This window comes from Agromyces sp. P2_B3 (genome assembly GCF_056404815.1).
On sequence record NZ_JBFUDH010000004.1, the window covers coordinates 270,423 to 294,139 of the forward strand.

Sequence of the window (23,717 nt, forward strand, 5' to 3'; positions counted from 1 at the left end):
ATGCCGCGGCGCGCGGCCGCGGCATCCGTTCGGTCATGCTCGGGCCCGAGTCCGTCAGGCCCGGGCCGAGCCCGTCAGGGGGTGACGATGTTGAAGCCCGGGTCGCCCGGGTCGAGCACGCCCAGCACCGACTGCAGCACGCTCGCGTCGCCGTCGAGCACGAGGCCGCCGGCCATCGCCGCCTGCACGTCTCCCGTCGCGAGGCCGCCGAGGGCCGACTTCGGCACGGTCACCGTGAGCGAGACGTCGCCCTTGCCGTCGCGGGCGGCGGTGAGCACGCCGTTCCGCAGTGTCACCCGGTAGGTCTCGCCGTCGTGGTCGGGGAAGGTCCACCTCGTCGCGAGGTCGAGGTCCCACGCCTTCGGCCCGTCGACCTGCACCGCGATCGCATCGAAGAAGAGCTGCGGGGTGAGCTGGGCGAGGAGGTCGGCGGCCGCGGGGTTCGTGGGCGTGCCGAACGCCGCCCCCCGCAGCTCCAACGAACCCGACAGGAATGCCGCTCGCCACGTGCCGTTCTCGCTGCCGAAGCCGAGTTGCTCGAGCACCTCCGAGAGCAGCGCCTTCGCGCCCTCATGATCGGGCTGCGCGAACACGACGTGGTCGAGCACCTGGGCCGCCCACCGAAGGTCGCCGGACTCGAAGGAGCCCCGCGCCTTCTCGACGACCGCGTCCGCGCCGCCCATGAACTCGACGTACCGTGTGCCCGCCTCGACCGGCGTGTGCTGCCAGAGGTGCGACGGGTTGCCGTCGTACCAGCCCATGTACCGCTGGTAGATCGCCTTCACGTTGTGGCTCACCGAGCCGTAGTAGCCGTGGGTGTTCCAGGCTGCCTCGATGGCCGGCGGCAGCTCGATCATCTCGGCGATCTCGGTGCCGGTGTAGCCCTGGTTGAGGAGCCGCAGCGTCTGGTCGTGCAGGTAGGCGTAGAGGTCCCGCTGGGTGGAGAGGAACTCGGCGATGTGCTCGGTGCCCCAGGTCGGCCAGTGGTGCGACGCGAACGCGACCTCGGCCTCGCCCGCGAAGGTCTCGATCGCCTCGGTGAGGTAGCCGGCCCACGCGTGCGGGTCGCGCACCACGGCGCCTCGGAGCGTGAGCAGGTTGTGCAGCGTGTGCGTGGCGTTCTCGGCCATGCAGAGCGCCCTGCGATCGGGGAAGTAGAAGTGCATCTCGGAGGGCGCCTCGGTGCCCGGCGCCATCTGGAAGACGATGCGAACGCCGTCGATGGTGTGCTCCTCGCCGGTTCGCGTCACGTACACGGTGGGCGCGATGAGCGTGACCGTGCCGTTCGACGTCGACTGCCCGAGGCCGGCGCCCACGCTGCCGCGCTCGCCGCGCGGGAGGGCCGCGCCGTACATGTACGCGGCGCGGCGGCCCATGGCCGTGCCGGCGTAGACGTTCTCGGAGATGGCGTGCTCGAGGAATCCGGCGGGTGCGATCACCGGCACGCCCGCGTCGACCTCCTCCTGCGAGACGACGCCCTTGACGCCGCCGAAGTGATCGATGTGCGAGTGCGTGTAGATCACGGCGACCACGGGCTTCTCGCCGCGGTGCTCGCGATACAGGGCGAGCGCCGCCGCGGCCGTCTCGGCGGAGATGAGCGGGTCGATCACGATGACGCCCGTGTCGCCCTCGACGAACGTGATGTTCGACAGGTCGAAGTTGCGCACCTGGTAGATGCCCTCGACCACCTCGAACAGACCGTGCTTCTGCACCAGCTGCGACTGTCGCCAGAGGCTCGGATGCACCGTCGGCGATCCTTCGGCGTCGAGGAACCCGAACTCGTCGATGTCGTAGACCACGTTGCCGGCCGCGCCGCGGATCACGCCGGGCTCGATCGTGGCGATGAACCCGCGCTCCGCATCCTCGAAGTCGCGTCGGTCCTCGAACGGGAAGCCCCCGCCGCTCGAGTTCCCCTGGTCGTGGCTGTTCGGCGTCGATTCCGACATCTGCGCATCCCCTCTTCGCGGGCGGCCATCGCCCGCTCGCCCATTCTCGTGTCGCCGTGCGGGCGGAGTCCACAGCCGGCGCGTGAACTCCCGCCGGATTGTCAGCGGCCCATGGTCGAGTGGTCGCATGGGCTTCGACGCGCAATTCCTGGGGGTGGCGGCTCCGTTGCCGCGAGTGTCCGAAGCTGATGCCGCGGCATCCGTCGAACTCGACTCGGTGCACTTCACGGTGGTGCTCGACACCGTGCGGCGGCTCGCGCGGGTCACCGGGGTCAACGTCGACGGCGCCGCGCTCGTCGAGCTGGAGCGGGGCGACCGGTGGCAGTTCGACGACCGCATTCCCACCGACTGGCAGGCCGGGCCGCTCGTCTATGCCGACAACGATCTCGACCGCGGCCACCTCGTGCGCCGCCGCGACCCGGTGTGGGGGCCGCCCGAGGTGGCCGCGCGCGCCAACTCCGACACGTTCCGCTACACGAACGCGGCGCCGCAGGCGTCGGGCTTCAACCAGTCGAAGGAGCTGTGGCTCGGCCTCGAGGACCACGTGCTCGAGCACGCGCGGGCGTACCGACAGCGGCTCAGCGTCTTCACCGCGCCGGTGCTGGGCGACGGCGACCCGTCGTACCGCGGCATCCGCGTACCCCTGCGGTTCTGGAAGATCGCCGCGTGGAACAGCAACGGCGACGCGGGCGGCACGAGCGACGGCGGCAGCCTCGCCGCCGTCGGGTTCGTCGTCGATCAGGCGTCGCTCGTGGACACCGGCGCGGTGCGCGAGCCCGCTCTGGCGGAGGCGCCCCCGCTCGGCCCGTTCCGCACCTTCCAGGTGCCGATCGCCGACATCGCCGCCGCCACGGGGCTCGTCATGCCCGACCTCGTCGCGGCCGACCGCATGCCGAAGGCGGTCTCCGCGCTCGAGTGGCGGCGCATCGAGCAGCCGGCCGACATCCTGCTGTAGTCGCTCGGGCGGCACCGACGCCCGAAATGCTCCGACTCGGCTAGGCGGGTGCGCCCGTCGTCGCGGAATCGGCGCCGCCGGCCGTGCGCTTGGCTGCCCTCCGCGCCTTGCGCGCGGCCTTCGCGTCGGCGTCGAACTTGGCCATGATCTCCCGCGTCTGGTCGAGCTCACCGAGCATCGGGCGGATCCAGTTCATCGCGGGGTTCGTGTCGACCAGGACCAGGCGCACGATCAGGGTGAGCGGAATCGCGAGGATCGCCCCGATCGGCCCGATGACCACCGCCCAGAACAGCACCGAGAAGAACGTGATGGTCTGGCTGAGGTTCACGGCCTTGCCGACCACGCGCGGCTGGATGACCGACTGGATGACGGCGTTGATGACGCCGTAGACCACGATCACGGCGATGACGGTCGGCCAGCCGCCCACGAGCGCGCCGAAGATGATCGGCGGAACGATCGCGATGAAGTAGCCGATGTTCGGGATGAACGAGCAGACGAACGCGAGGAGTCCCCAGATGAACGCGCCAGGCACCTGCAGGATGAGCAGCGCGATCCAGTTGACGATGCCCTGCGCGATGCCGAGCACCGTCGTGACGACCATGTACCGCCGCACGTTGCTGCCGTAGCTCACCAGTGAGACCGCCACGAGCGGCCGCACGGTGTAGAGCTCCCGCAGCACGGTCGGCACGAACCCGGCGTCCATGGCCATGAGCAGCAGCATCGTGAAGAGGATGACGAGGAGGGTGATCCAGCCCGTGAGCCCGCCGACCAGCCCGCCGACGAATCCGACCAACTGCCCCGGATCGAAGCCCTTGGCGATGTCGCTGATCTCGCCGGAGCTGATCCCGATGGACGACAGCCACTTCCCGACTTCCTGACCGAAGGCAACGATCTGCGGCTTGAACTGCGGCAGCAACTCGGCGAACTGACCGAACGCGACGAGGACGAGGTACCCGAAGGCGAGCAGCAGCAAGGTCACGGCGGTGATCACCGATCCGGTGGCGATGCCGCGCGGCACGCCGCGCTTCTCGAGCCAGACCCGCAGCGGGTGTACGCAGATCGTGAGCACGAGGGCGAAGAAGACCGGGCCGAAGATGCCCGAGATCGCGGCGATGCCGAAGGTCGCGAGGGCGGCGCCCCCGATGCCCATGAGGATGAACGCGTTGCGGTGCTTCGAGGTCGCCGCGAGCGACTCGGCCGCAGCCTGTGCGGCTGCGACCTCCGCCGCGTCGGCCGCCGCATCGGCCTCCTCAGGCGACGGCGTCTTCTTCTTGGTCCACCACATGAGGACTCCGATCAGCAGGTCGCCCCGACCCGCGCTCGTGCCCACCATAGCGAGCGGATGCCACGGGCGGCATCATCCAGTTCGCGTGAGTCATGCGTCCTCGGGGGCGGCGAGCGTCAGGAAGGCGCGGCCCACGTGCGGCCGCCGGACGAGCTCCGATTCGAGCCGGCGCAGCTCGCGTGCGGCATCCGCCTCGCTGCGATCGTCGACGAGGTCGACCGACGCGACCAGCAGCACCGTTCCGGGGCCGATGAACTCCATGTGCAGGAACCCGACCCGTTCGATCTCGGGCGACTCGAGGATCTCGTCGCGCACGGCGTCGCGCAGCGCGTCGTCGACCGCCTCGCCGAGGAGGAAGGCCCGGTTGCGGGCGATGAGCACCACGGCGACGATGCCGAGCAGCACGCCCACGAGGAGCGAGCCGATCGCGTCGTAGACCGGTGAGCCCGTGAGTTGGTGCAGGCCGACGCCGAAGAACGCGATGACCAGGCCGATGAGGGCCGCCGCGTCCTCGGCGAAGACGGCGCGCAGGGTCGGGTTCGAGCTGCGTGCGACGTGCTCGAGGGTGGCGACGTCGCGTCGCCGGGCGTCGGTGCGCGCCTGCCGGAAGGCGCGGATGAACGAGATGCCCTCGAGCACGAACGAGATGCCGAGCACCGTGTAGGCGACGCCGTAGTCGCTCGCCGGCTCGGGGTCGACGAGCTCGGAGATGCCGTGCTGGATCGAGACGACGGCCCCCGCGGTGAACAGCCCGAAGGCCGCGAACATCGACCAGATGTAGGCGTCCTTGCCGAAGCCGAGCGGATGCCGCGCGTCGGCCGGTCGACGCGATCGGCGCTGGGCGATGACGAGGAGCACTTCGTTGCCGGTGTCGGCCCACGAGTGCGCGGCCTCGGCGACCATCGACGCCGACCCCGTGATGACGGCCGCGAACGACTTCGCGGCCGCGATGAGCGCGTTCACGACGAGGGCCACGATCACGGTGACGAGGCTCTCGGCGGGTTGCTCGGCGGGCGGCGCGGCACCGGGCTTCGCGGGCTGCTCGGATCGATCCGCCGTCATCGTCCGAGTCTGGCATCGGATGCCGCGCCGGTGCCACAGTGGAGGCATGGCTGCGAGTGCGGAACTCCAGGCCGACGTGCTCATCGTGGGCGCCGGGCCGAGCGGCCTCATGCTCGCGGTGGTGCTCGCACGGCTCGGGGTCGACGCGATCATCGTCGACGGCAAGTCGGGTCCGACGCGCGAGTCGCGGGCGCTCGCGGTGCAGGCGCGCACCATGGAGCTCTACGACCAACTCGGCCTCGTCGACCGGGTGCTCGCCGAGCGGTCGCCGGCCACCGCGGTCGTGCCTGGTGCGGGCAGCCGCCCGTTCGGGCGGGTCGAGCTGCGCGGGATCGGCGAGGGCGTGAGCCCCTACCTGGAGGTCACGGTCTTCGAGCAGAGCCGCAACGAACGGATGCTCGTCGACGCGCTCACCGGCCTCGGCCGCGAGGTGCGCTGGGGCCACCGGCTCACGCGGCTCGACGTCGTGGCCGGCGGCGACGGGGGTGACGGCCAACGCGCCGGTGCGGCATCCGTCGTCGCGACCCTCGACGGCCCCGACGGGCCGGTCACGGTGCGCGCCCGCTACTGCGTGGGGGCCGACGGCGCGCACTCGCCGGTGCGCGAGACGCTCGGCGTGCCGTTCGAGGGCGTGACCAATGAGCACAGCTTCTACGTGACGGATGCCGCGGGCGTGACGGGTCTCGTCGAGGGGGCCATCAACATCCGCATCACGGCCGAGCACTTCCTGCTCGGGTTCCCGATGGGTGTGGGCCGGATGCGCCTGCTCGGCGTCGTGCGCGACCGCGACCTTGACGCGGCCGGCGAACTCGCCGAGGACACCGTGAAGGGGCTGGTGCGCCGGGAGTTCGGCGTCGCCTACACGGACTCGGCCTGGTTCTCGCAGTACCGGCTGCATCACCGGCTCGCGAAGCGGTTCCGGGTCGGACCGTGCTTCCTCGTCGGCGATGCGGCGCACATCCACTCGCCGGTCGGAGCGCAGGGCATGAACACCGGACTGCAGGAGGCCCACAATCTGGCATGCGCGTTCGCCGACGTGCTCCTGCGCGGCATGCCCGATGCGCGCCTCGACCGCTACGAGGCCGAGCGCCGCCCGGTCGGACGCGTCCTCGTCGACACGACGGACCGCATGTTCGGGGTCGTGACGGCGGGCGGCCGGCTCGCGCGGTTCGTGCGAGGCCGGGTCGTGCCCGTGATCGGGCCCGTCGCCGTGCGGCTGCTGCCGCGCCTGATCGGCGGCCGCCGCGTCTTCGGCTACCTGTCGCAGACCCGCATCCACTACCGGATGTCGCCGCGCGCGTCGTCGGGCCGTGACCGCGTCGTCGGGCGGCGGCTGCCATGGTTGGGCGGCGACGTCGGCAACTTCGCCCCGCTGCGGGCGTTCACCTGGCAGGTGCACGGGTACGGCGTCTACGAGCCCGAGGTTCGCGCGATCGCGGAGACGCTCGGACTCGAGTGGCACGCGTTCCCGCCCGATCCGCACGGGCGCCTCGACCCGTCGCTCGTCTACCTCGTGCGGCCCGACGGGTTCGTCGCGGCCGCGGCATCCGCTCGCGCCGTTCCCGGCGGCCCGGCCGCCTTCCGTGAACAGCTCGCGGGCTGAGTCGGCGTATCGTCGACGGGTGACCGCAGAACTCGACGAGCAGGATGCCGCGCTGCGCCGCCGCCGATTCGCCGGAGCTGCGACGCAGCTCGGCACCGAGGTCTCGATCAACTTCGGCTCGTCGCTCGCCGGCCTGCTCATCCCCATCGTCGGATCGTTCGTGGTCGTGGCGGCGCGCCAGATCGTGATGGTCGTCGCCGTCGTTCCGTTCTACCGGCCCAAGCGCGCCGAGCTCACGTGGCGCCGCCTCTGGCCCGCGCTCGCGCTCGGCGTGGTGCTGGCGGTCATGAACCTCGCGTTCTACGAGTCGGTGCACCTGCTCGGGTTGGGCATCGCGGCGACGATCGAGTTCCTCGGCCCCCTCGCGATCGCGCTCCTCTCCTCGCGCCGCATCCTCGACGTGGCCTGTGCGCTCGCCGCGGGCGCCGGCGTGGTGCTGCTCATCGGTCCGGGGTCAGCGGATGCCGCGGCCATCGACCCGTGGGGCGTCGCCCTCGCCCTCACCGCCGCGGCCGCGTGGGCCGGCTACATCGTGCTGACCCGGCGGGTCGCCGTCGGACTGCCCGGCTTGGAGGGACTCACCGTCGCGAGCATCGTGAGCCTGGCGCTGTTGCTGCCGTTCGCGATCGCGACGTTCGACGCGTCGGTGATCGACTGGCGCGTGGCCGCGCTGCTCGTCGGCGTCGGGGTGCTGTCGTCGGCGCTGCCCTACAGCCTCGACACGTTCATCCTGCGCCGCATCACGCCCCGCCTCTACGCGATCATCACGAGCTTCGGGCCCGTGATCGCCGCGATCTTCGGATGGCTCGTGCTGTCGGAGACGTTCACGCCGCTCGAGGTGCTCGCCATCGCGATCGTCTGCGGGGCGGCGGGCACGGCGATCGCCACCCAGCGCGACCGGCCGAAGTCCGACCTCGAGCAGACCGCGGAGGGCATGGCGTAGCGGCGTCGGCTCGCGGCATCCGCTCGGCGTCGGCTCGCGGCATCCGCTCACTGGCGCTCGCGGCATCCGCTCGCCACCGCCGATCTGCAGGAATGCACACCCGCTGTGCGGGATACGCGATTGCCGCACGCGGAGGTGCCGGGCCAGAATCGCCTGCGACGTGACACCCCTTCCTCGCGTCGCCACTACAAGGAGGTAGTCGCCAATGGCCGTCGACCGTACGACGCAGGGCCCATCCCCAACATCCGCCGACCCGCAGGGGTCGCCCGTCCGCACCGGCCTGCGCAAGGTCGTCGCCGCCTCGATGGCCGGCACGATCGTCGAGTGGTACGAGTTCTTCCTCTACGCCACCGCCGCGACGCTGGTGTTCAACGTCATCTTCTTCCCGCCGAGCGACAACCCGCTCGACAACATCATCAAGGCGTTCCTCACCTATGCGGTCGGCTTCATCGCCCGTCCGCTCGGCGGCATCGTGTTCGGGCACTTCGGCGACAAGTACGGCCGCAAGCGGCTCCTGCAGCTGGCGATCATCCTCGTCGGCGTGACCACCTTCCTCATGGGCTGCCTGCCGACCTTCGACCAGATCGGCTACCTCGCGCCGATCCTGCTCATCGTCCTGCGCTTCTTCCAGGGCTTCGCGGTCGGCGGCGAGTGGGGCGGCGCGGTGCTCCTCGTGGCCGAGCACTCGCCCGACCGCGAGCGCGGCTTCTGGGCGAGCTGGCCGCAGGCCGCCGTGCCCGCCGGCAACCTGCTCGCCACCGTCGTGCTGCTCACCCTCTCGCGCACGCTCACCGAGGAGCAGTTCCTCGCATGGGGCTGGCGCGTGGGCTTCTGGCTCTCGGTCGTGATCGTCGCCGTCGGTTACTACATCCGCACGAAGGTCACCGATGCGCCCATCTTCCTCGAGGCGCAGAAGGAGGCGGAGGCCGCGAAGAAGACGAACTACGGCGTGATCGAGGTGCTGAAGCGCTACCCCCGTGGCGTCTTCACCGCGATGGGCCTGCGCTTCGGCGAGAACATCATGTACTACCTCGTGGTGACCTTCTCGATCACCTACATGTCGGCGCACCTCGGCATGATCACGTCGACGATCCTCACGCTCATCCTGTTCGCGCACGTCGTGCACTTCGCCGTGATCCCGGTGATCGGGCGCATGAGCGACCGGCTCGGCCGCAAGCCCGTCTACGCGACCGGTGCCGTGCTCGCCGCAGTCTGGGGCTTCGTGGCGTTCCCGCTGTTCGATACGAAGAACGACTGGCTGATCGTCGGCGTGCTCATCGTCGGCCTGATCATCCACGCCCTCATGTACGCAAGCCAGCCGGCGATCATGGCCGAGATGTTCCCGACCCGCATGCGCTACTCGGGCGTCTCGCTCGGCTACCAGGTCACGTCGATCATCGCCGGGTCGCTCGCGCCGATCATCGCGACCATGCTGCTGTCGACCTACGAGAGCTGGGTGCCGGTGGCGATCTACCTCGCGATCTCGGCCGCGGTGACGCTCGTCGCCGTGATCGCCCTTCGGGAGACGGTCGGCATCTCGCTGCGTTCGATCGACGACGCCGACCGGGAGCGCCTGGCCGAAGAGGCCGCGCGGGTCGGGTAGATCGCGGCATCCGCACCATCGATCCACGCGAGTGGGCGATCTTGGCGGCCGGCTCGCGGCCGAGCCGCCAACATCGCCCACTCGAGGCACGAGATCGGGAGGAATCGTGACCGAAGGCACCGTGAGCGGCACCACCGCGGGCAGCGCGGGCAGCGCGACACGCACCCGCACCATCACCGGAGCCGTGCTCGAGGAGCTCGGTCGGGGGCGCCCCTTCGCGGCGTCGCGACCGATCACGGTCGGCGAGCTCGAGCTCGACCCGCCCGGCCCCGACGAGCTGCTGGTGCGGATCGAGGCGGCCGGCGTCTGCCACTCCGACCTGTCGGTGGTCGACGGCAACCGGCCGCGGCCCGTGCCGATGCTCCTCGGCCACGAGGCCGCGGGCATCGTCGAGGCGGTCGGCGTCGCGGCATCCGCTGCGGGCTTCGCCGTCGGCGACCGGGTGGTCACGGCGTTCCTGCCCAGGTGCGGTGAATGCGACGGATGCCGCACCGGCGGCGTCATGCCGTGCACGCCGGGGACCGCGGCGAACACCGCGGGCACGCTCTTCGACGGCGGCATCCGACTTCGGCGCGACGGGCGGCCCGTGCACCATCACCTCGGGGTGTCGGGCTTCGCCACGCACGCGGTCGTGGACCGGCGCTCGGCCGTGGTCGTCGGCGCCGATGTGCCGCCCGACATCGCGGCCGTGCTCGGCTGCGCCGTGCTCACCGGCGGCGGCGCGGTCGTCAACGCGGGTGCCGTGCGTCCCGGCGAGGACGTCGTGGTCGTGGGCCTCGGCGGCGTCGGCATGGCCGCGCTCATCACGGCGGTGTCACTCGGCCACGGACGCGTCACCGGCGTCGACGCGGTGCCGTCGAAGCTCGACCGGGCACGCGAGCTCGGCGCGTCTGCGGCGTTCACGCCCGACGAGGCGATCACGGCGGGCATCAGGGCGGAGGTGGCGGTCGAGGCGGCGGGGCATCCGCGCGCGTTCGAGACCGCGTTCGCGCTCACCGCACCCGGCGGGCGCACCGTGACCGTCGGCCTGCCGTCGCCGGCCGCGCGGGTGGAGCTCTCGCCGCTCACGATCACCGCCGAGGCGCGCACGATCGTGGGCAGCTACCTCGGGTCGGCCGTGCCGTCGCGGGACATCCCCCGGTACGCCGAGCTGTGGCGCCGAGGTCGACTGCCCGTCGAGGCGCTGATCTCGTCGCACATCGCCCTCGACGACGTCAACGAGGCGATGGACACGCTCGCCGCCGGCGCGGCGATCCGGCAGGTCATCCGGTTCTGAGCGGCCGGCCACCGGCGCCTGCGGCATCCGTTGCCGGGCGGTTGCCGCGAACGTATCGTGGGAGGCGCGGGAGCCGGTCGGCTCGCCCGCACCGAGCGCACTCCGCGTCGACGAGGTCGGGAGGGGCACATGGCGACGATCGCCTGGATCGGCCTGGGACACATGGGCGGCCCGATGTCGGGCAACCTCGTCGCCGCCGGGCACGAGGTGCGCGGGGTCGATCCCGACGCCGCCTGCCGGGATGCAGCCGCCGCCCGCGGCGTGCAGGTCGTCGCGTCGATCGCCGACGCGGTGGCGGGTGCCGATGCGGTGTTCACGTCGCTGCCGCGCGGCGAGCACGTTCGCGAGGTGCTCGGCGGCGAGGCAGGGGTGTGGGCGACGGCGCCGACGAGCGCGCTGCTGCTCGACACGTCGACGGTGGACGTCGAGACTTCCCGCTGGAGTCACGAGGAGTCGGCGGCCCGCGGCTTCCGGTTCGTCGACTCGCCCGTGTCGGGCGGCATCGCGGGCGCCACGGCCGGCAGCCTCACGTTCATGCTCGGCGGCGAGGATGCAGCCGTCGCCGAGGCCGCCGCGCTCGTCGAGCCCATGGCGGGGCACGTCTTCCCGGTCGGCGGGCCGACCATGGGCATCGCGGCGAAGCTCGCGAACAACCTGATGCTCTTCGTGTCGCTGCTCGGCGTCGCCGAGGGCTCGCAGCTCGCAGCGCACCTCGGACTCGACGCCGAGACGTTCTTCCGGGTCGCGTCGGTGTCGTCGGGCGACTCGTGGCCGCTGCGCACCTGGTATCCGGCGCCGGGCGTCGTCGCCACGAGCCCGGCGAACCGCAACTTCGACGCCACCTTCACGACCGTGCTCGCCGAGAAGGACCTGTCGTTCGCGCTCGCAGCGGGGGAGGAGGCCGGCCTGCACCTGCCGGCGGCGCGCATCGCGCTCGACCAGTTCGAGCGCCTCATCGACGAGGGCTACGGCGGCAAGGACTGCAGCCTCATCGTGAAGTACGCCTCGGCCGACGGCACGGTCGCCGGGTTCGATCCCGACGCCTGAGGATCGACGGATGCCGCGCCAGTGCGCCGGTATCAGCCCCGCTGCACTGCGGCGATCACGTCGGTGAGACGGTCGCGCAGGGCGGCGAGCTCGCCCATGCTCATGCCGAGCCGATCGACGACCTGCGGCGGGATGCCGAGCGCCTGCTCGCGCAGCGCGCGACCGGCATCCGTCAACGCCACGTCGAGGGCGCGCTCGTCACGGGCGTTGCGCTCGCGGGTCAGATAGCCCTGGGCCTCGAGCCGCTTCAGCAGCGGCGACAGCGTGGCCGGCTCGAGCTGGAGCGCATCGCCCAGGTCACGCACCGTGCGCGGGCTGCGGCCCCAAAGGGCGAGCATCACGAGGTACTGCGGGTGCGTGAGGCCGAGCGGCTCGAGAATCGGCCGGTAGACGCCGATGACGCCCCGGGCGGCCACGGCCAGCGCGAAGCAGACCTGGTTCTCGAGGGCGAGCAGGTCGTCGGATGCCGCGCCGTCGACAGCTGCGGTCACTGTTGCGGTTGCGGTGGCGGCGGGTCGATCGTCCATGGCTCCAGTATGCGGTGTGTGCGAATAGTTAGTACACTAATGATTATGACACGACGCACCCGCTCCGATCGACCAGGCGGGCGCGGCTACGCCGGCCTCATCGAACGGCTGAACGCGCGGCTGCTGCCATGGATCGGCCCGCCGCCGCTGGGACCCTACGACGAGGAGCCGGCGCCGAACCGCGCCGCCGCCTGTCCGCTCTGCGGGGCACCCATGTCGGAGCACCACATCGACCGCACGTTCGAGCGCACGCAGCTGCGCTGCCCGTAGGCGCGGGTGGCACCCCGCTTGCAGCGCGGACGGGGATCCGCTCTCCGCCCGGTCCGTCGGCTCGCGGCCCGGCCCATCGCCACCGCTAGGACCGTGCCACCGCCAGGCGCCGCAGCACCCAGCGCTCGTACTCCGCCCACGGATCGTCGATGCCGGCCGCCAGCTCGGCGACGTGCTCGAGCAGCGCGTCGTGTACCGCGAACCACTCGGTGCCCGGATACCGGTGCGCGGCGAACTGCACGTGCCGCCGCTGCTCGAGCGGGCGCCCGCCGCGCTCGAATGCGAGCACCTCGTCGTGCGGCAGCACCGCGAGCCGCATGCGCGGGTTCACCGAGGTGCCGATCTTGATCTGGTCGCGGTAGCGGATGTAATAGACCACCTCGACGCGCGGCCGGTCGAGCTCGTCGTCGGGCACGTCGCCCACCCGCCACTCGCACTCGGCGCAGACCCACCCCGACGGATAGCGGACGCCGACGTTCGACCCGCAGGCCCGGCACGGCGACGGCAGCACGTCGGTCACCCCGGCATCGCGGCTGACCCAGTCGTACGCCTCGAGCAGGTGCTCGCGACAGAGCCCGAGCGGCGTCCCGGCGTCGACTGGACGCCCGCACGGTCGGCCCTCGGCGTCGGCGAGCCGGCACCCGGTGCCCGGGTCGCCATGGCGCCCGCTCGCGGCATCCGCTGCACTCATGCCGGCAGGCTACGCGCCACCCCCGACACCCGACGGGCGTTCGCGCCGCCGCGATAGGCTCGTTCTCCGACCGCCGGACCCGCGGCGGGCACGGGCGTTCGAGGGTGAGAGGCCGGCATCACCATGCGCATCTGGCGGAGACGGAAGCGGGAGCGGTTCGCGCCGTTCGACCGCACCGCCCTGCCCGAAGTGGAGCCGCTCACGTTCGAGGAGTCCTTCGCCGAGGGCCTCCTCGTCTCTGAGGCGGCGGGCCGCATGGCGCTGAAGAACCGCATCATCGTGATGGCCCTGCGCGGCGACGAGCCGTTCGACGCCGTGCGGGCCTCGGCCGCGGCGCGCGAGGTCCTGCACGAACTGGTGCAGGAGCTCGACGAGGTGGCCGAATGGTCGGCGGCCGAACGCGAGTCGGCGGCGCAGCGCGAGGGCCGCTCGGCGCACCAGCACGACTACCACCGGGCGGATGCCTGGAACCTCCGCCTGCGGCAGCGCGTGAACGCCGCGGTGGCCGAGCGTCTGACCGAGCTCCGCAACGACGACGCCTACCTCGCCGAGTTCGCCGAGCGGGCGCGGCAGGAGGCGTGGGAGGAGATCGCGGGCGTCATCGAGGCGCGGCTGGCCCAGGAGTGGCCGGACATCGAGATCGACGAGGCCTACGAGCGCGAGCGCGACGACCGCATGCGCGGCCTCTCACTCGATCTCAAGCGGGACCTCGCCGAAGCCCGGCAGCGACGCGAGACGTTCGACGAGCTCGACGATTCCTTCGGCGCCTGGCCGGGCTGAGCGGCTGCCGCCTCGGCGAGGCCCGCCGCGCCACACTGGGAGCATGACCAGCCACTGGAGCCCGCTCGCCGTCGTCTACCTGCTGCTCTCGATCGCCGGACTGATCGGCACCTGGTGGTTCAACGCCCTCGCCATCGTCGGCCTGCACGACTTCATCGGCGACCTCGTCACGAGCGGGCCTGCCGTGTCGTCGATCACCGTCGACCTGCTCGTGGCCGCGGTCGCCGGCAGCATCTTCATCATCGTCGAGGCGCGCCGCCTCGGCATGCGCTTCGGATGGCTCTACGTGGTGGCGTCGGGCTTGACCGCGTTCGCCTTCACCTTCCCGCTCTTCCTGGCGATGCGGCAGCGGCGGCTGAACCTGCTGGCCGACGCCACCGCCTGAACGCCGTCCGGCGGCCGACGCCGACGCCGACGGAGGTGGCGGATAGCGTGGAGTGCATGGAACGGACGCGCGTGGACTGGGCATCGGGCAGCTGGACGAGGGAGCCCGCGGCGTCGCGGGTCGACGGCGGCGACCTCGTCGTCATGGCCGTCGAGGGCAGCGACTGGTGGCGCACCACCCATTACGGCTTCGTGCACGACGACGGCCACGGGCTCGTGGCCGAGTGGCCGACGGATGCCGCGGTCGAGCTCACCTTCGACACGTCCACGCTCACCGGGCTCTACGACCAGGCCGGCCTGCTGCTCTGGGTCGATGCCGAGCGGTGGATCAAGACGGGCCTCGAGGTCTCCGACGGCGTGCTGCACGTCGGCGCCGTGGTGACGAACGGGGTGTCCGACTGGTCGCTCGCACCCGTGCCCGAATGGGCGGGGCGGCCCGTCACGATCCGGGCCAGCCGGGGTGGTGAGGCGGGCGACGCCGTCACGCTGCGCGCGCGGAGCGATGCGGGTGGCTGGCGAACCCTTCGCGTCGCGCCGTTCACCGCCGGCGCGGCATCCGTCGGCCCCATGATCTGCGCCCCGATGCGCGCCGACCTCGAGGTGCGGTTCACGGAGTGGGCGTTCACCGCGCCCGACGCCGACCTGCACGAGGACCCGCCGATCGCATGAGGTTACGACCGCTCACCGACGACGACCGCGGGCTGCTGCGCGACGCGACGCTCGCGAACATGAACTGGGACGGACCGCGGTTCGAGCCTGAGCAGGTCGACGGCATGCCCGACCTGGCGCACTACTACACCTCGTTCGACGGCGCTCGGGACTTCGGCACGGCGGCGGTCGACGATGACGATGAGGACCACGATGACGAGGGTGAGGCGGTGCTCGCCGTGGCCTGGGTCGTCTTCCTGACCGCCGATGACCCGGGCTACGGATTCGTCGCCGACGACGTGCCCGAGCTGAGCATCACCACGTTCCCGGGGCACCGCGGGCGCGGCTTGGGCGCCGCCGTGCTCGACGCCGTCGTCCACGAGGCGCGGCGCCGGGCCCTGCGCGGGATCTCATTGAGCGTCGAGGACGGCAACCGTGCCCGCCATCTCTATGAACGGGCGGGGTTCCGCACGGTCGGACGCAACGGCGGCTCCGACACGATGCTGCTCACGCTCGCCTGACGCGCGCTGCTCACGCTCGCCTGACGCGCGCCTCGCTCAGCGAGCCGGCGTGATGTTGTGGTTGCGCCGGAACACGTTGCCCGGATCGAACTCGGCCTTGATGCGACGCAGGCGTTCGAGCGTGTGCGGCGGATACATCGACGCGGTCACGGCGTCGCTGTATTCGGCGGAGAAGTTGCCGTAGGTTCCGCTCGTGTAGGCGAGCGCGGCATCGCTGCCGGCCTTGGCGGTGGCCACCTGCTCGGGGGTGGCACCCGGCTGGAGCACGCCGTTCACGATGAGGAGCGCCTCGGCATCGCGATGGGCGATCGCGGTGGCATCGGGGGCCACCCGACCGAACGCGCCCCCGAGGGCGCGCAGGAGCACCATGGTGGGCACCTCGCGGTCGTAGACCCGGGCGAACGCCTCGAGCGCCTCGTCGGAGAGGTCGGGCACGAACCCGTTGCCGCCGACGAACACGAACGGCGGCCTTCCGGGCGGTGCGTCTTCGAGCAGGTCGCCGTAGGCCACCGGTCCGAGCGACACCTCGGTGACCGACGGGAGCGACAGCAGCGGCTCGAGGAGTTCGCGGAGCCGCGACTCGTCGCCCTGCAGCGCGATGCCGAGCTGCGGGCCCGCCGGCATGCCGGGGGCGAACTCGGGCATGACGGTGAGCGTGGAGTTGAGCTCGTCGGGCCCGGCGCGCATCACGTCGCGCCACGCACGGAGCACCGCGGGCACGTCGGACGTGTCGAAGTGCACATGCCCGCCGACGAGGCCGTCGCCCGCGAGCGGCTGGAACACGAAGCGGGTGACGACGCCGAAGTTGCCCCCGCCACCGCGCAACGCCCAGAACAGGTCGGGGTGCGACGTCTCGTCGACGGTGAGCACGTCGCCGGCCGGGGTGACGAGCTCGACCTCGCGCAGGGCGTCGGCGGCGAGGCCCTGCTGGCGCACGAACCAGCCGATGCCGCCGCCGAGGGCGAGCCCGCCGACGCCGACGTCGCGAGTGTCGCCCGAGCTCACCGCGAGCCCGTGCGGCGACAGGACCGCGGCGACATCCGCCCAGCGGGCGCCGGCGCCGACGCTCACCGTGCCGTCGGGTCGCAGCTCGACGGCCGTGAGCTCGGCGAGGTCGATGACGAGGCCGTCGTCGACGGGCAGGAGGCCGTGGCCGCCGCTGCGCACGGCGATGGGCAGGCCGGATGCCGCGGCGAGGCCGACGGCCGCGGCGACCTCGTCGGCGGTGCGCGGACGCACGACGACCTGGGGTTCGCCGACGCCCGCGAAGACCGCGGCGCCGGCGTCGTACTCGGTGGTGCCGGGGCCATGCGCCCGGCCGGGAACGCGCTCACTCAATTCGGAGAGGATCGACATTCCGCCACTCTGGCAGAGGCCGCCGACAAGCGGAATCGCTGCTCGCTCAGCGCGGAATGCCTGCGTTCGCATGCATCGCCGACCGCATGCGGCGACCCGCGCGCCCCTACTCGCCCGAGGGGTGCGCCTTCGCCCGGTCGATCACCCACGCGTACGCGAAGGCCCGCTCGCGCCACGCCGAGTACCGCCCCGAGACGCCGCCGTGGCCGGCCGCCATCTCGGTCTTCAGCAGCGGGTCGGCCCCGGCGTCGCGAAGGCGGGCGACCCACTTCGCGGGCTCCACGTAGAGCACACGGGTGTCGTTGAGCGACGTCACGGCGAGGATCGGCGGGTAGTGGTTGACGTGCACGTTCTCGTACGGCGAGTACGACTTCATGTAGTGGTACACCTCGGCGTCGTCGAGCGGGTTGCCCCACTCGTCCCACTCGATGACCGTGAGCGGCAGCGACGGGTCGAGGATCGAGGTCAGCGGGTCGACGAACGGCACCTCGGCGAGGATGCCCGAGAAGTACCGCGGCCCCATGTTCGCCACGGCGCCCATGAGCAGCCCGCCGGCGCTGCCGCCCTGGGCGACGAGCCGGTCGGGTGCGGTGATGTCCTCGTCGATGAGGTGGCGCGCCGCGGCGACGAAGTCGGTGAACGTGTTGCGCTTCTCGAGCTTCTTGCCGTGCTCGTACCAGAGGCGCCCCATCTCACCGCCGCCGCGCACGTGCGCGACCGCGAAGATCATGCCGCGGTCGAGCAGCGACAGCCGGGGGATGCCGAACCCCGGGTCGATGGAGTGTTCGTACGACCCGTAGCCGTAGAGCAGCGTGGGCGCCGGCGTGCCGAGGTCGACGAGGTCGTGCCGGTACACGAGCGAGATCGGGATGCGCGTCCCGTCGTCGCCGACGGCCCACTCGCGTCGCTGCGCGTAGCGCGTCGCGTCGTAGTCGCCGAGCACCGGCTGGCGCTTGCGCAGGCGACGCTCGCCGGTCGCGACCACGACGTCGTACACGGTCGACGGCGTGACGAAGCTCGAGTAGCCGATGCGCAGGGTCGGCTGCTCCCACGCGGGATTCGAGCCGACGCCCACGGAGAACAGCGCCTCGTCGAACGGCAGCTCGTGCAGGGTGTCGTCGGGCGTGGCATCCGCGGGAAGTCCGGCCGGCGGCACCTTCGCGACGGCCACGCGCGGCAGCCCGTCGCGCCGGTACTCGACGGCGACGAAGTCGCGGAAGGCGTCGACGCCCTCAAGCCGCACGGCCGGATCGTGGGGCAGTAGCATCCGTCGCGGTCCCTGCGGGTCGGATGCCGCGACGCTCACGAGCTCGAAGTTCACGGCGTCGTCGTTGTGCACGATGAGCAGCCGGTCGATGCCGCCGGCGACGACGTGCTCGACGTCGTACTCGACGCCGTCCTTGCGCGGCCACACGACCGTGAAGTCGCCGGCGGGGTCGGCGGTGTCGAGCAGCCAGGTCTCCCCGGTGACGTTCGAGCCGGCCTCGATCATGAGGTACTTGCGACTGCGGGTGAGGCCCACGCCCAGCCAGAACCGCTCGTCGGACTCGTGGAAGACCGAGACGTCGTCGGATGCCGCGGTGCCGACCTCGTGGCGCCAGATGGTGTCGGGGCGCCACGACTCGTCGACGGTGGCGTAGAAGAGGTAGCGGCCCGACGGGTCGAACACGGCGCCGGCCGCGGTGCCCTCGATGACGTCGTCGTAGACCCGGTCGGTGCCGTCGATCGCCTTGAGGCGGATCGTGTAGCGCTCATCGCCCTCCACGTCGGTGGCGTAGAGCATCGTGGCGCCGTCGGCGGTCACGTCGAAGCTTCCGAGCGAGTAGAAGTCGTGGCCGGCGGCCTCGAGGTTGTCGTCGAGCAGCACCTGCTCGCCCGGGATCGACTCGTCCGCGGCATCCGGAAGCTCATCGCCCGTGAGCTCGGGCAGCACGGGCGGCTCCCAGTCGTCGGGGCTCGTGATCGGCGCCCGGCAGTGGATGCCGTACTGCTGCCCCTCGACGGTGCGCGTGTAGTACCACCACTCGCCCTCGCGGCTGGGCACGCTGAGGTCGGTCTCCTTCGTGCGGTCCTTGATCTCCTCGAAGATGAGCTCCTGCAGGATCGAGAGGTGCTCGGTCTTCGCCTTGGTGTAGGCGTTCTCCTGGTGGAGGTGGGCCAGCACCGCCGGATCGTCCTTGGCCCGCAGCCACTCGTACTCATCGACCACCACGTCGCCGTGGTGCTCGCGCTGGATCGGACGCTTCTCGGTCTTCGGCGGGGTGAGCACCTGTCCACGGTACGCCCATGGGCCGCCGACGTTCGAGGCGCGTGCCCGTGACGCCGTGCGTCGGAGTTGAGCATCCGTTTCGTGCCGAACGGCGGCTTAGGTTAGCCTTAGCTCAATCCACTCGTTCCTAGCCGGGAGTCGCACGTGCTCGCCAACTACCTGATCGGCCTCCGCGAGGGCCTCGAAGCAGGTCTCATCGTGGGCATCCTGGTCGCCTATCTCGGCAAGCTCGGCCGGCGCGACCTGCTCGGCAAGCTCTGGATGGGCATCGGCATCGCCGTGGCGGTCTCGCTCGGCGTCGGCGCCCTGCTCACGTGGGGCCCGTACGCGATGACCTTCCAGGCGCAGGAGATCCTCGGCGGCACGCTCTCGCTCCTGGCTGTGGCCATGGTCACCTGGATGATCTTCTGGATGGGCACGCACGGCCGCACCCTCTCCTCCGAGCTGCGCGGGCGCGTCGACACCGCGCTCACCGGATCCTGGATCGCCATCGTCGTGCTCGGCGCCGTGAGCGTCGGCCGCGAGGGCGTCGAGACCGCCCTCTTCGTCTGGGCGAGCGTCGCGGGCGGCAACGATCCGGTGCTCGGCACGATCGGCGCCGTCCTCGGCATCCTCACCGCCGTCGTCATCTCGTGGGGCATCTCGCGGGGCCTCGTGCGCATCAACCTCGGGAAGTTCTTCACCTGGACGGGCGTGTTCCTGATCCTCGTCGCCGCCGGGGTGCTGTCCTACGCGATCGGCGACCTGCAGGAGGCCTCGGTCATCCCGGGCGGCGGCGTGACCGCCTACAGCCTCACCGCGGTGATCCCGCCGGGCGGCTGGCTGCACGCCGTGCTCAGCGGCATCTTCAACTTCACGCCCGAGCCCACGTGGGCGCAGGTCATCGGCTGGGTCGCGTACGTCGCCGTCACGATGTCGCTCTACCTGCGGCTGCTGCGCCGTCGCAGTGCGCCGAAGGCCGCACCGGCTGCAGCGCCCGCCACGCCCGTCTCGCCGGTCGCCGCGCACTGACCCTCAGCCCCTCAGCCCCTCAGCCCCTCAGCCCCCTCGACCCCGCCGATTGGATCCCCGATGAACCGACGTGCCCTCGCGGCATCCGCTGCCGTGACCGCACTGGCGCTGGCCCTCACGGGCTGCGTCGCGAAGTCCGACCTCGCCCAGTCGATCCCGGTGTCGATCACCGATGACGGATGCGCCGTGGCCGCGGCCACCGCGCCGGCCGGTGCCGTGACGTTCAGCCTCGAGAACACGGGCAGCGACGTGAACGAGTTCGAGATCCTCGCCGACGACCAGCTGCGCATCGTCGGCGAGAAGGAGAACGTCACCCCCGGGCAGGCGATCGAGTTCGTCGCGCAGCTCGCGCCGGGCACCTACTACACGGCCTGCAAGTTCCAGCAGGTCGGGGCCCCGGTCGGGCTCGCCGAGTTCACCGTCACCGGCGAGGCATCCGCCGTGTCGGCGGACGACCAGGCGCTCGCCGACCAGGCCGTCACCGAGTACCTCGCCTACGTGCGCTCGCAGGCCGCCGAGCTGCTGCCGGCCGTGCAGGCGTTCGCCGCCGCATACGCCGCGGGCGACGACGAGACGGCGCGGTCGCTCTTCGCCGCGACCCGCGTGCCCTACGAGCGCATCGAGCCCACGGCCGAGGCGTTCGGCGACCTCGACCCGAAGATCGACTTCCGCGAGGTCGACGCCGTGGCCGACGGCCTCGACTGGACCGGCTTCCACCGCATCGAGAAGGACCTCTGGCCGCCGGCCGCCGGCGACCTCAACTCCGACGGCCAGGACGCGCTCGCGAACTGGGCTCCGTCGACGCCCGAGCAGCGCCAGGAGTTCGCCGACGCGCTCGTCGCCGACGTCACCCAGCTGCACGACCTCGTGACCGCCGACGACTTCGACGTCTCGCTCGACGCCATCTCGAACGGCGCCATCGCCCTGCTCGACGAGGTCGCCGCGGGCAAGATCACCGGCGAGGAGGACTGGTGGTCGGGCACCGACCTCTCCGACTTCGCCGCGAACGTGCAGGGCGCCGGCGTCGCGTTCGGTGCGGTGCGCGCGCTCGCCGAGTCGAAGGGCGACGACGGCGCGGCGCTCGCCGCCGACATCGACGAGCAGTTCGCCGCGCTCGAGGCGTCGCTCGCCGCGTACGGGTCGCTCGACGCCGGGTTCGTCGACTACGCCGAGCTCACCGACGCCGACAAGAAGACCCTCTCCGACCAGGTCAACGCCCTCGCCGAGCCGCTCTCGCAGCTCACCCACACGGTGCTCGGCGTGACGGAGCCCGACGCCTGATGACCGAGCAGTCCGCCTCCGGCGTCAGCCGCCGCCACCTCCTCGGCCTCTTCGGGGCCGGGGCGGCCGGCGTCGCCGTAGGTGCGGCCGGCGCCGCGGGCGTCGCGGTGGCCGCGACGGGCGCGGGCGCTGCCGGGAGCGGTGGCGGAGCGGCATCCGTCTACCCCTACTACGGCGCGCACCAGTCGGGCATCGTCACGCCCGCCCAGGACCGGCTGCACTTCGCGGCCTTCGACGTGAGCTCGACCCTCGACCGCGACGGGCTCATCGAGCTGCTCACCGAGTGGACGGATGCCGCGGCGCGCCTCACCCAGGGCCTCGAGGTCGAGGAGGGCGGCGCCGTCGGCGGCTCCGACTACGCGCCGCCGACCGACACCGGGGAGGCGCTCGGCCTCGCGGCGAGCGGCCTCACGATCACGTTCGGGTTCGGCCCCGGGCTCTTCGCCGACGCCGACGGGGTCGACCGGTTCGGACTCGCCGCACGCCGGCCCGCGGGCCTCGAGCCGCTGCCGCGCTTCCAAGGCGACGCGCTGCAGCCCGAGCGCAGCGGCGGCGACCTCTGCATCCAGGCGTGCGCCGACGATCCGCAGGTCGCCGTGCACGCCATCCGCAACCTCAGCCGCATCGCCTTCGGCCGGGCGAGCCTGCGCTGGTCGCAGCTCGGCTTCGGCCGAACCTCGTCGACGTCGACCGCGCAGGCGACGCCCCGCAACCTGTTCGGGTTCAAGGACGGCACCGCGAACGTGAAGGCCGAGGACGGCGCCGTGCTCGACGAGCAGGTGTGGGTGCAGCCGGGCGACGAGCCCGCCTGGCTCGCCGGCGGCTCGTACCTCGTCGCCCGCCGCATCCGCATGATCATCGAGAACTGGGACCGCGTGCAGCTCGGCGAGCAGGAGAAGCTCGTCGGCCGCTCGAAGGGCGAGGGCGCGCCGATGTCGGGCGGCACCGAGTTCACCGAGCCCGACTTCGAGGCCGAGGGGCCTACGGGCGCGCCGCTCATCGACACGAACGCGCACGTGCGGCTCGCGCACCACTCGGCCAACGGCGGGGCTCGGATGCTGCGCCGCGGCTACAACTTCGTCGACGGCAACGACGAGCTCGGCCGCCTCGACGCGGGTCTCTTCTTCCTGTCGTTCCAGCGCTCGCCCGAGCAGTTCATCACCGTGCAGCAGCGGCTCGCCGCGGACGGCCTGAACGAGTACCTGAAGCATGTCGGTTCGGCGATCTTCGCGGTGCCCGGCGGCGTCGCGAAGGGCGAGTTCGTGGGCCAGGCGCTGTTCGCGTAGGCGACGCAGCGGGTCGGGGGTCGCGGCGAGCGTGCCGCCTGTCGACTCACTCCGAGCGGGGCTCGAGCTCGGCGACCTCCCAGCGGTCGCCGCCCAGCGGCCGCAGCACGCCCCGCACCCGTTCGCCGTCGTGCACGGCCTGCCAGGCGATCGGGGCGAGGCGGTCGCCGGCGAGGTTGAGGCTGCCGCTGAACGTCGGCGACTCGTAACCGAGGTCGATGAGCGCGTCGGCCCGGCGGCCCGAGTCCCACATGCCCGACAGCGACCACGTCATCATGGCCGCCGCGAGCACGCCGATGAGGAACGCCACGTAGCCGCTCTCGCGCATGGTCTTCGAGTGGAACCGCGTGCCCACGAGCGACGCGAGCACGCCGACGAACGCGATGACGGCGGGGAAGGCCAGCGGCCACGGGCTCCACGGCTCGATGGCGACGATCTCGTTCATGCGATCAGCCAGCCTTCATCCGCGGCCGATGCTACTCCGGCCCGGCGACGGCGTCAGCCGCGTCAACCGGTCTTCGTCCAGTCGAGGTTGATGACGTCGCCGATGTAGACGGTCTCACCGAAGTCGTGGATCTGCGGATTCATGCGCAGCAACTGCTGCTGGGGCAGCTCGAACCGCTGCGCGATGTCGAAGAAGCTGTCGCCCGACACGACCACGTAGCTGGCGGGCACGCCGTTGCCGTCGAGCGCGGGGGTGCCGCCGGCCCCGGGAATGGGCCCCGTGTCGTACGCGGGCCCCCACTCGACGACGGGCGCGGGCGCGTTGGGCACCGGATCGGGGACGGGCGCAGGTGCCGGCTCCGCAGCCGGCGGGGCAGGCTCGGGCGTGGGGGTCGGCGACGCCGTGACCGTCGCGGTCGCGGTGATGGTCACCGGGGCGGGAGCGGGCTCCGCGACGCATCCGCTCAGCAGCAGCGCCGAGCCCAGTGCCACGGCAGCGGATGCCGCCACCATGCCGAATCCTCGCCCC

Annotated in this window: 23 protein-coding genes; 14 read left to right on the forward strand and 9 right to left on the reverse strand. The window is 71.8% G+C overall.

Annotated elements, in window-relative coordinates; genetic code table 11:
• Positions 1-74: 74 nt before the first annotated feature.
• Positions 75-1,946, reverse strand: coding sequence for an alkyl/aryl-sulfatase (locus AC1DZA_RS09420; RefSeq protein WP_476772533.1), 1,872 nt, complete (start codon positions 1,944-1,946; stop codon positions 75-77).
• Positions 1,947-2,073: 127 nt separating this feature from the next.
• Between AC1DZA_RS09420 and AC1DZA_RS09425 the strand changes: the two genes are divergently transcribed.
• Positions 2,074-2,901 (forward strand): DNA/RNA non-specific endonuclease, encoded by an 828-nt coding sequence (locus AC1DZA_RS09425; protein WP_476772534.1) that lies wholly within the window; start codon positions 2,074-2,076, stop codon positions 2,899-2,901.
• A gap of 40 nt (positions 2,902-2,941) precedes the next feature.
• On the opposite strand, the gene AC1DZA_RS09430 is transcribed toward AC1DZA_RS09425, so the two are convergent.
• Both AC1DZA_RS09430 and AC1DZA_RS09435 read right to left on the reverse strand, forming a co-directional pair.
• Complete coding sequence (locus AC1DZA_RS09430; protein WP_476772535.1) at positions 2,942-4,234, reverse strand: AI-2E family transporter; 1,293 nt, start codon at positions 4,232-4,234, stop codon at positions 2,942-2,944.
• Positions 4,235-4,276: 42 nt separating this feature from the next.
• Positions 4,277-5,248: a cation diffusion facilitator family transporter gene (locus AC1DZA_RS09435; protein WP_476772536.1), complete on the reverse strand. Its 972-nt coding sequence runs from the start codon at positions 5,246-5,248 to the stop codon at positions 4,277-4,279.
• A gap of 46 nt (positions 5,249-5,294) precedes the next feature.
• Between AC1DZA_RS09435 and AC1DZA_RS09440 the strand changes: the two genes are divergently transcribed.
• The 5 genes from AC1DZA_RS09440 to AC1DZA_RS09460 all read left to right on the forward strand — a co-directional run bounded on the left by AC1DZA_RS09440 (position 5,295) and on the right by AC1DZA_RS09460 (position 11,720).
• The gene (locus AC1DZA_RS09440) at positions 5,295-6,851 is read left to right on the forward strand and encodes an FAD-dependent monooxygenase (protein WP_476772537.1); all 1,557 of its coding nucleotides are present in this window, start codon (positions 5,295-5,297) and stop codon (positions 6,849-6,851) included.
• A 19-nt stretch (positions 6,852-6,870) separates the two neighbouring features.
• Positions 6,871-7,794, forward strand: a complete 924-nt coding sequence (locus tag AC1DZA_RS09445; protein ID WP_476772538.1) for an EamA family transporter — start codon at positions 6,871-6,873, stop codon at positions 7,792-7,794.
• Positions 7,795-7,999: 205 nt separating this feature from the next.
• Positions 8,000-9,397: an MFS transporter gene (locus tag AC1DZA_RS09450; RefSeq protein WP_476772539.1), complete on the forward strand. Its 1,398-nt coding sequence runs from the start codon at positions 8,000-8,002 to the stop codon at positions 9,395-9,397.
• A 172-nt stretch (positions 9,398-9,569) separates the two neighbouring features.
• Positions 9,570-10,673, forward strand: a complete 1,104-nt coding sequence (locus tag AC1DZA_RS09455; protein ID WP_476772576.1) for an alcohol dehydrogenase catalytic domain-containing protein — start codon at positions 9,570-9,572, stop codon at positions 10,671-10,673.
• 129 nt (positions 10,674-10,802) lie between these two features.
• Positions 10,803-11,720, forward strand: coding sequence for an NAD(P)-dependent oxidoreductase (locus AC1DZA_RS09460; RefSeq protein WP_476772540.1), 918 nt, complete (start codon positions 10,803-10,805; stop codon positions 11,718-11,720).
• Between the two features lie 32 nt (positions 11,721-11,752).
• Here AC1DZA_RS09460 and AC1DZA_RS09465 read toward each other — a convergent pair whose 3' ends face one another.
• Entirely contained in the window at positions 11,753-12,247 is a 495-nt protein-coding gene (locus AC1DZA_RS09465; RefSeq protein WP_476772541.1) for a MarR family winged helix-turn-helix transcriptional regulator, read from the reverse strand.
• Between the two features lie 45 nt (positions 12,248-12,292).
• Here AC1DZA_RS09465 and AC1DZA_RS09470 point away from each other — a divergent pair, with 45 nt between their 5' ends.
• The gene (locus AC1DZA_RS09470; protein ID WP_476772542.1) at positions 12,293-12,517 is read left to right on the forward strand and encodes a hypothetical protein; all 225 of its coding nucleotides are present in this window, start codon (positions 12,293-12,295) and stop codon (positions 12,515-12,517) included.
• Between the two features lie 85 nt (positions 12,518-12,602).
• On the opposite strand, the gene AC1DZA_RS09475 is transcribed toward AC1DZA_RS09470, so the two are convergent.
• Positions 12,603-13,208, reverse strand: coding sequence for a GIY-YIG nuclease family protein (locus AC1DZA_RS09475; RefSeq protein WP_476772543.1), 606 nt, complete (start codon positions 13,206-13,208; stop codon positions 12,603-12,605).
• A gap of 123 nt (positions 13,209-13,331) precedes the next feature.
• Between AC1DZA_RS09475 and AC1DZA_RS09480 the strand changes: the two genes are divergently transcribed.
• The 4 genes from AC1DZA_RS09480 to AC1DZA_RS09495 are packed head-to-tail and all read left to right on the forward strand — an operon-like array spanning position 13,332 to position 15,541.
• Positions 13,332-13,988 (forward strand): hypothetical protein, encoded by a 657-nt coding sequence (locus AC1DZA_RS09480; protein WP_476763640.1) that lies wholly within the window; start codon positions 13,332-13,334, stop codon positions 13,986-13,988.
• A gap of 43 nt (positions 13,989-14,031) precedes the next feature.
• On the forward strand, positions 14,032-14,373 hold the full coding sequence (locus tag AC1DZA_RS09485; RefSeq protein WP_476763639.1) for a DUF2834 domain-containing protein: 342 nt from the start codon (positions 14,032-14,034) through the stop codon (positions 14,371-14,373).
• A gap of 56 nt (positions 14,374-14,429) precedes the next feature.
• The gene (locus AC1DZA_RS09490; RefSeq protein ID WP_476772544.1) at positions 14,430-15,041 is read left to right on the forward strand and encodes a DUF1349 domain-containing protein; all 612 of its coding nucleotides are present in this window, start codon (positions 14,430-14,432) and stop codon (positions 15,039-15,041) included.
• A complete protein-coding gene (locus tag AC1DZA_RS09495) occupies positions 15,038-15,541 on the forward strand; it encodes a GNAT family N-acetyltransferase (protein WP_476772545.1) in 504 nt (167 codons plus the stop codon). Before AC1DZA_RS09490 ends, AC1DZA_RS09495 begins: the two co-directional genes overlap by 4 nt.
• 36 nt (positions 15,542-15,577) lie before the next feature.
• Here the strand turns inward: AC1DZA_RS09495 and AC1DZA_RS09500 are convergent, their stop codons facing one another.
• Entirely contained in the window at positions 15,578-16,897 is a 1,320-nt protein-coding gene (locus AC1DZA_RS09500) for an FAD-binding oxidoreductase (RefSeq protein WP_476772546.1), read from the reverse strand.
• A 106-nt stretch (positions 16,898-17,003) separates the two neighbouring features.
• Complete coding sequence (locus AC1DZA_RS09505) at positions 17,004-19,166, reverse strand: S9 family peptidase (protein WP_476772547.1); 2,163 nt, start codon at positions 19,164-19,166, stop codon at positions 17,004-17,006.
• 144 nt (positions 19,167-19,310) lie between these two features.
• On the opposite strand from AC1DZA_RS09505, the gene efeU reads away from it, so the two are divergent.
• From efeU to efeB, 3 genes are read left to right on the forward strand one after another with little or no spacing between them, the layout of a single operon-like run.
• Positions 19,311-20,177: an iron uptake transporter permease EfeU gene (gene efeU, locus AC1DZA_RS09510; RefSeq protein WP_476772548.1), complete on the forward strand. Its 867-nt coding sequence runs from the start codon at positions 19,311-19,313 to the stop codon at positions 20,175-20,177.
• A gap of 60 nt (positions 20,178-20,237) precedes the next feature.
• On the forward strand, positions 20,238-21,458 hold the full coding sequence (gene efeO, locus AC1DZA_RS09515) for an iron uptake system protein EfeO (protein WP_476772549.1): 1,221 nt from the start codon (positions 20,238-20,240) through the stop codon (positions 21,456-21,458).
• Complete coding sequence (gene efeB, locus AC1DZA_RS09520; protein WP_476772550.1) at positions 21,458-22,744, forward strand: iron uptake transporter deferrochelatase/peroxidase subunit; 1,287 nt, start codon at positions 21,458-21,460, stop codon at positions 22,742-22,744. Before efeO ends, efeB begins: the two co-directional genes overlap by 1 nt.
• Before the next feature lie 46 nt (positions 22,745-22,790).
• On the opposite strand, the gene AC1DZA_RS09525 is transcribed toward efeB, so the two are convergent.
• Positions 22,791-23,189 carry a hypothetical protein gene (locus AC1DZA_RS09525; RefSeq protein ID WP_476772551.1) on the reverse strand — a complete coding sequence of 133 codons (399 nt, stop codon included), beginning with the start codon at positions 23,187-23,189 and terminating at the stop codon, positions 22,791-22,793.
• A 62-nt stretch (positions 23,190-23,251) separates the two neighbouring features.
• On the reverse strand, positions 23,252-23,701 hold the full coding sequence (locus AC1DZA_RS09530) for a LysM peptidoglycan-binding domain-containing protein (RefSeq protein ID WP_476772552.1): 450 nt from the start codon (positions 23,699-23,701) through the stop codon (positions 23,252-23,254).
• Between the last annotated feature and the right edge of the window lie 16 nt (positions 23,702-23,717).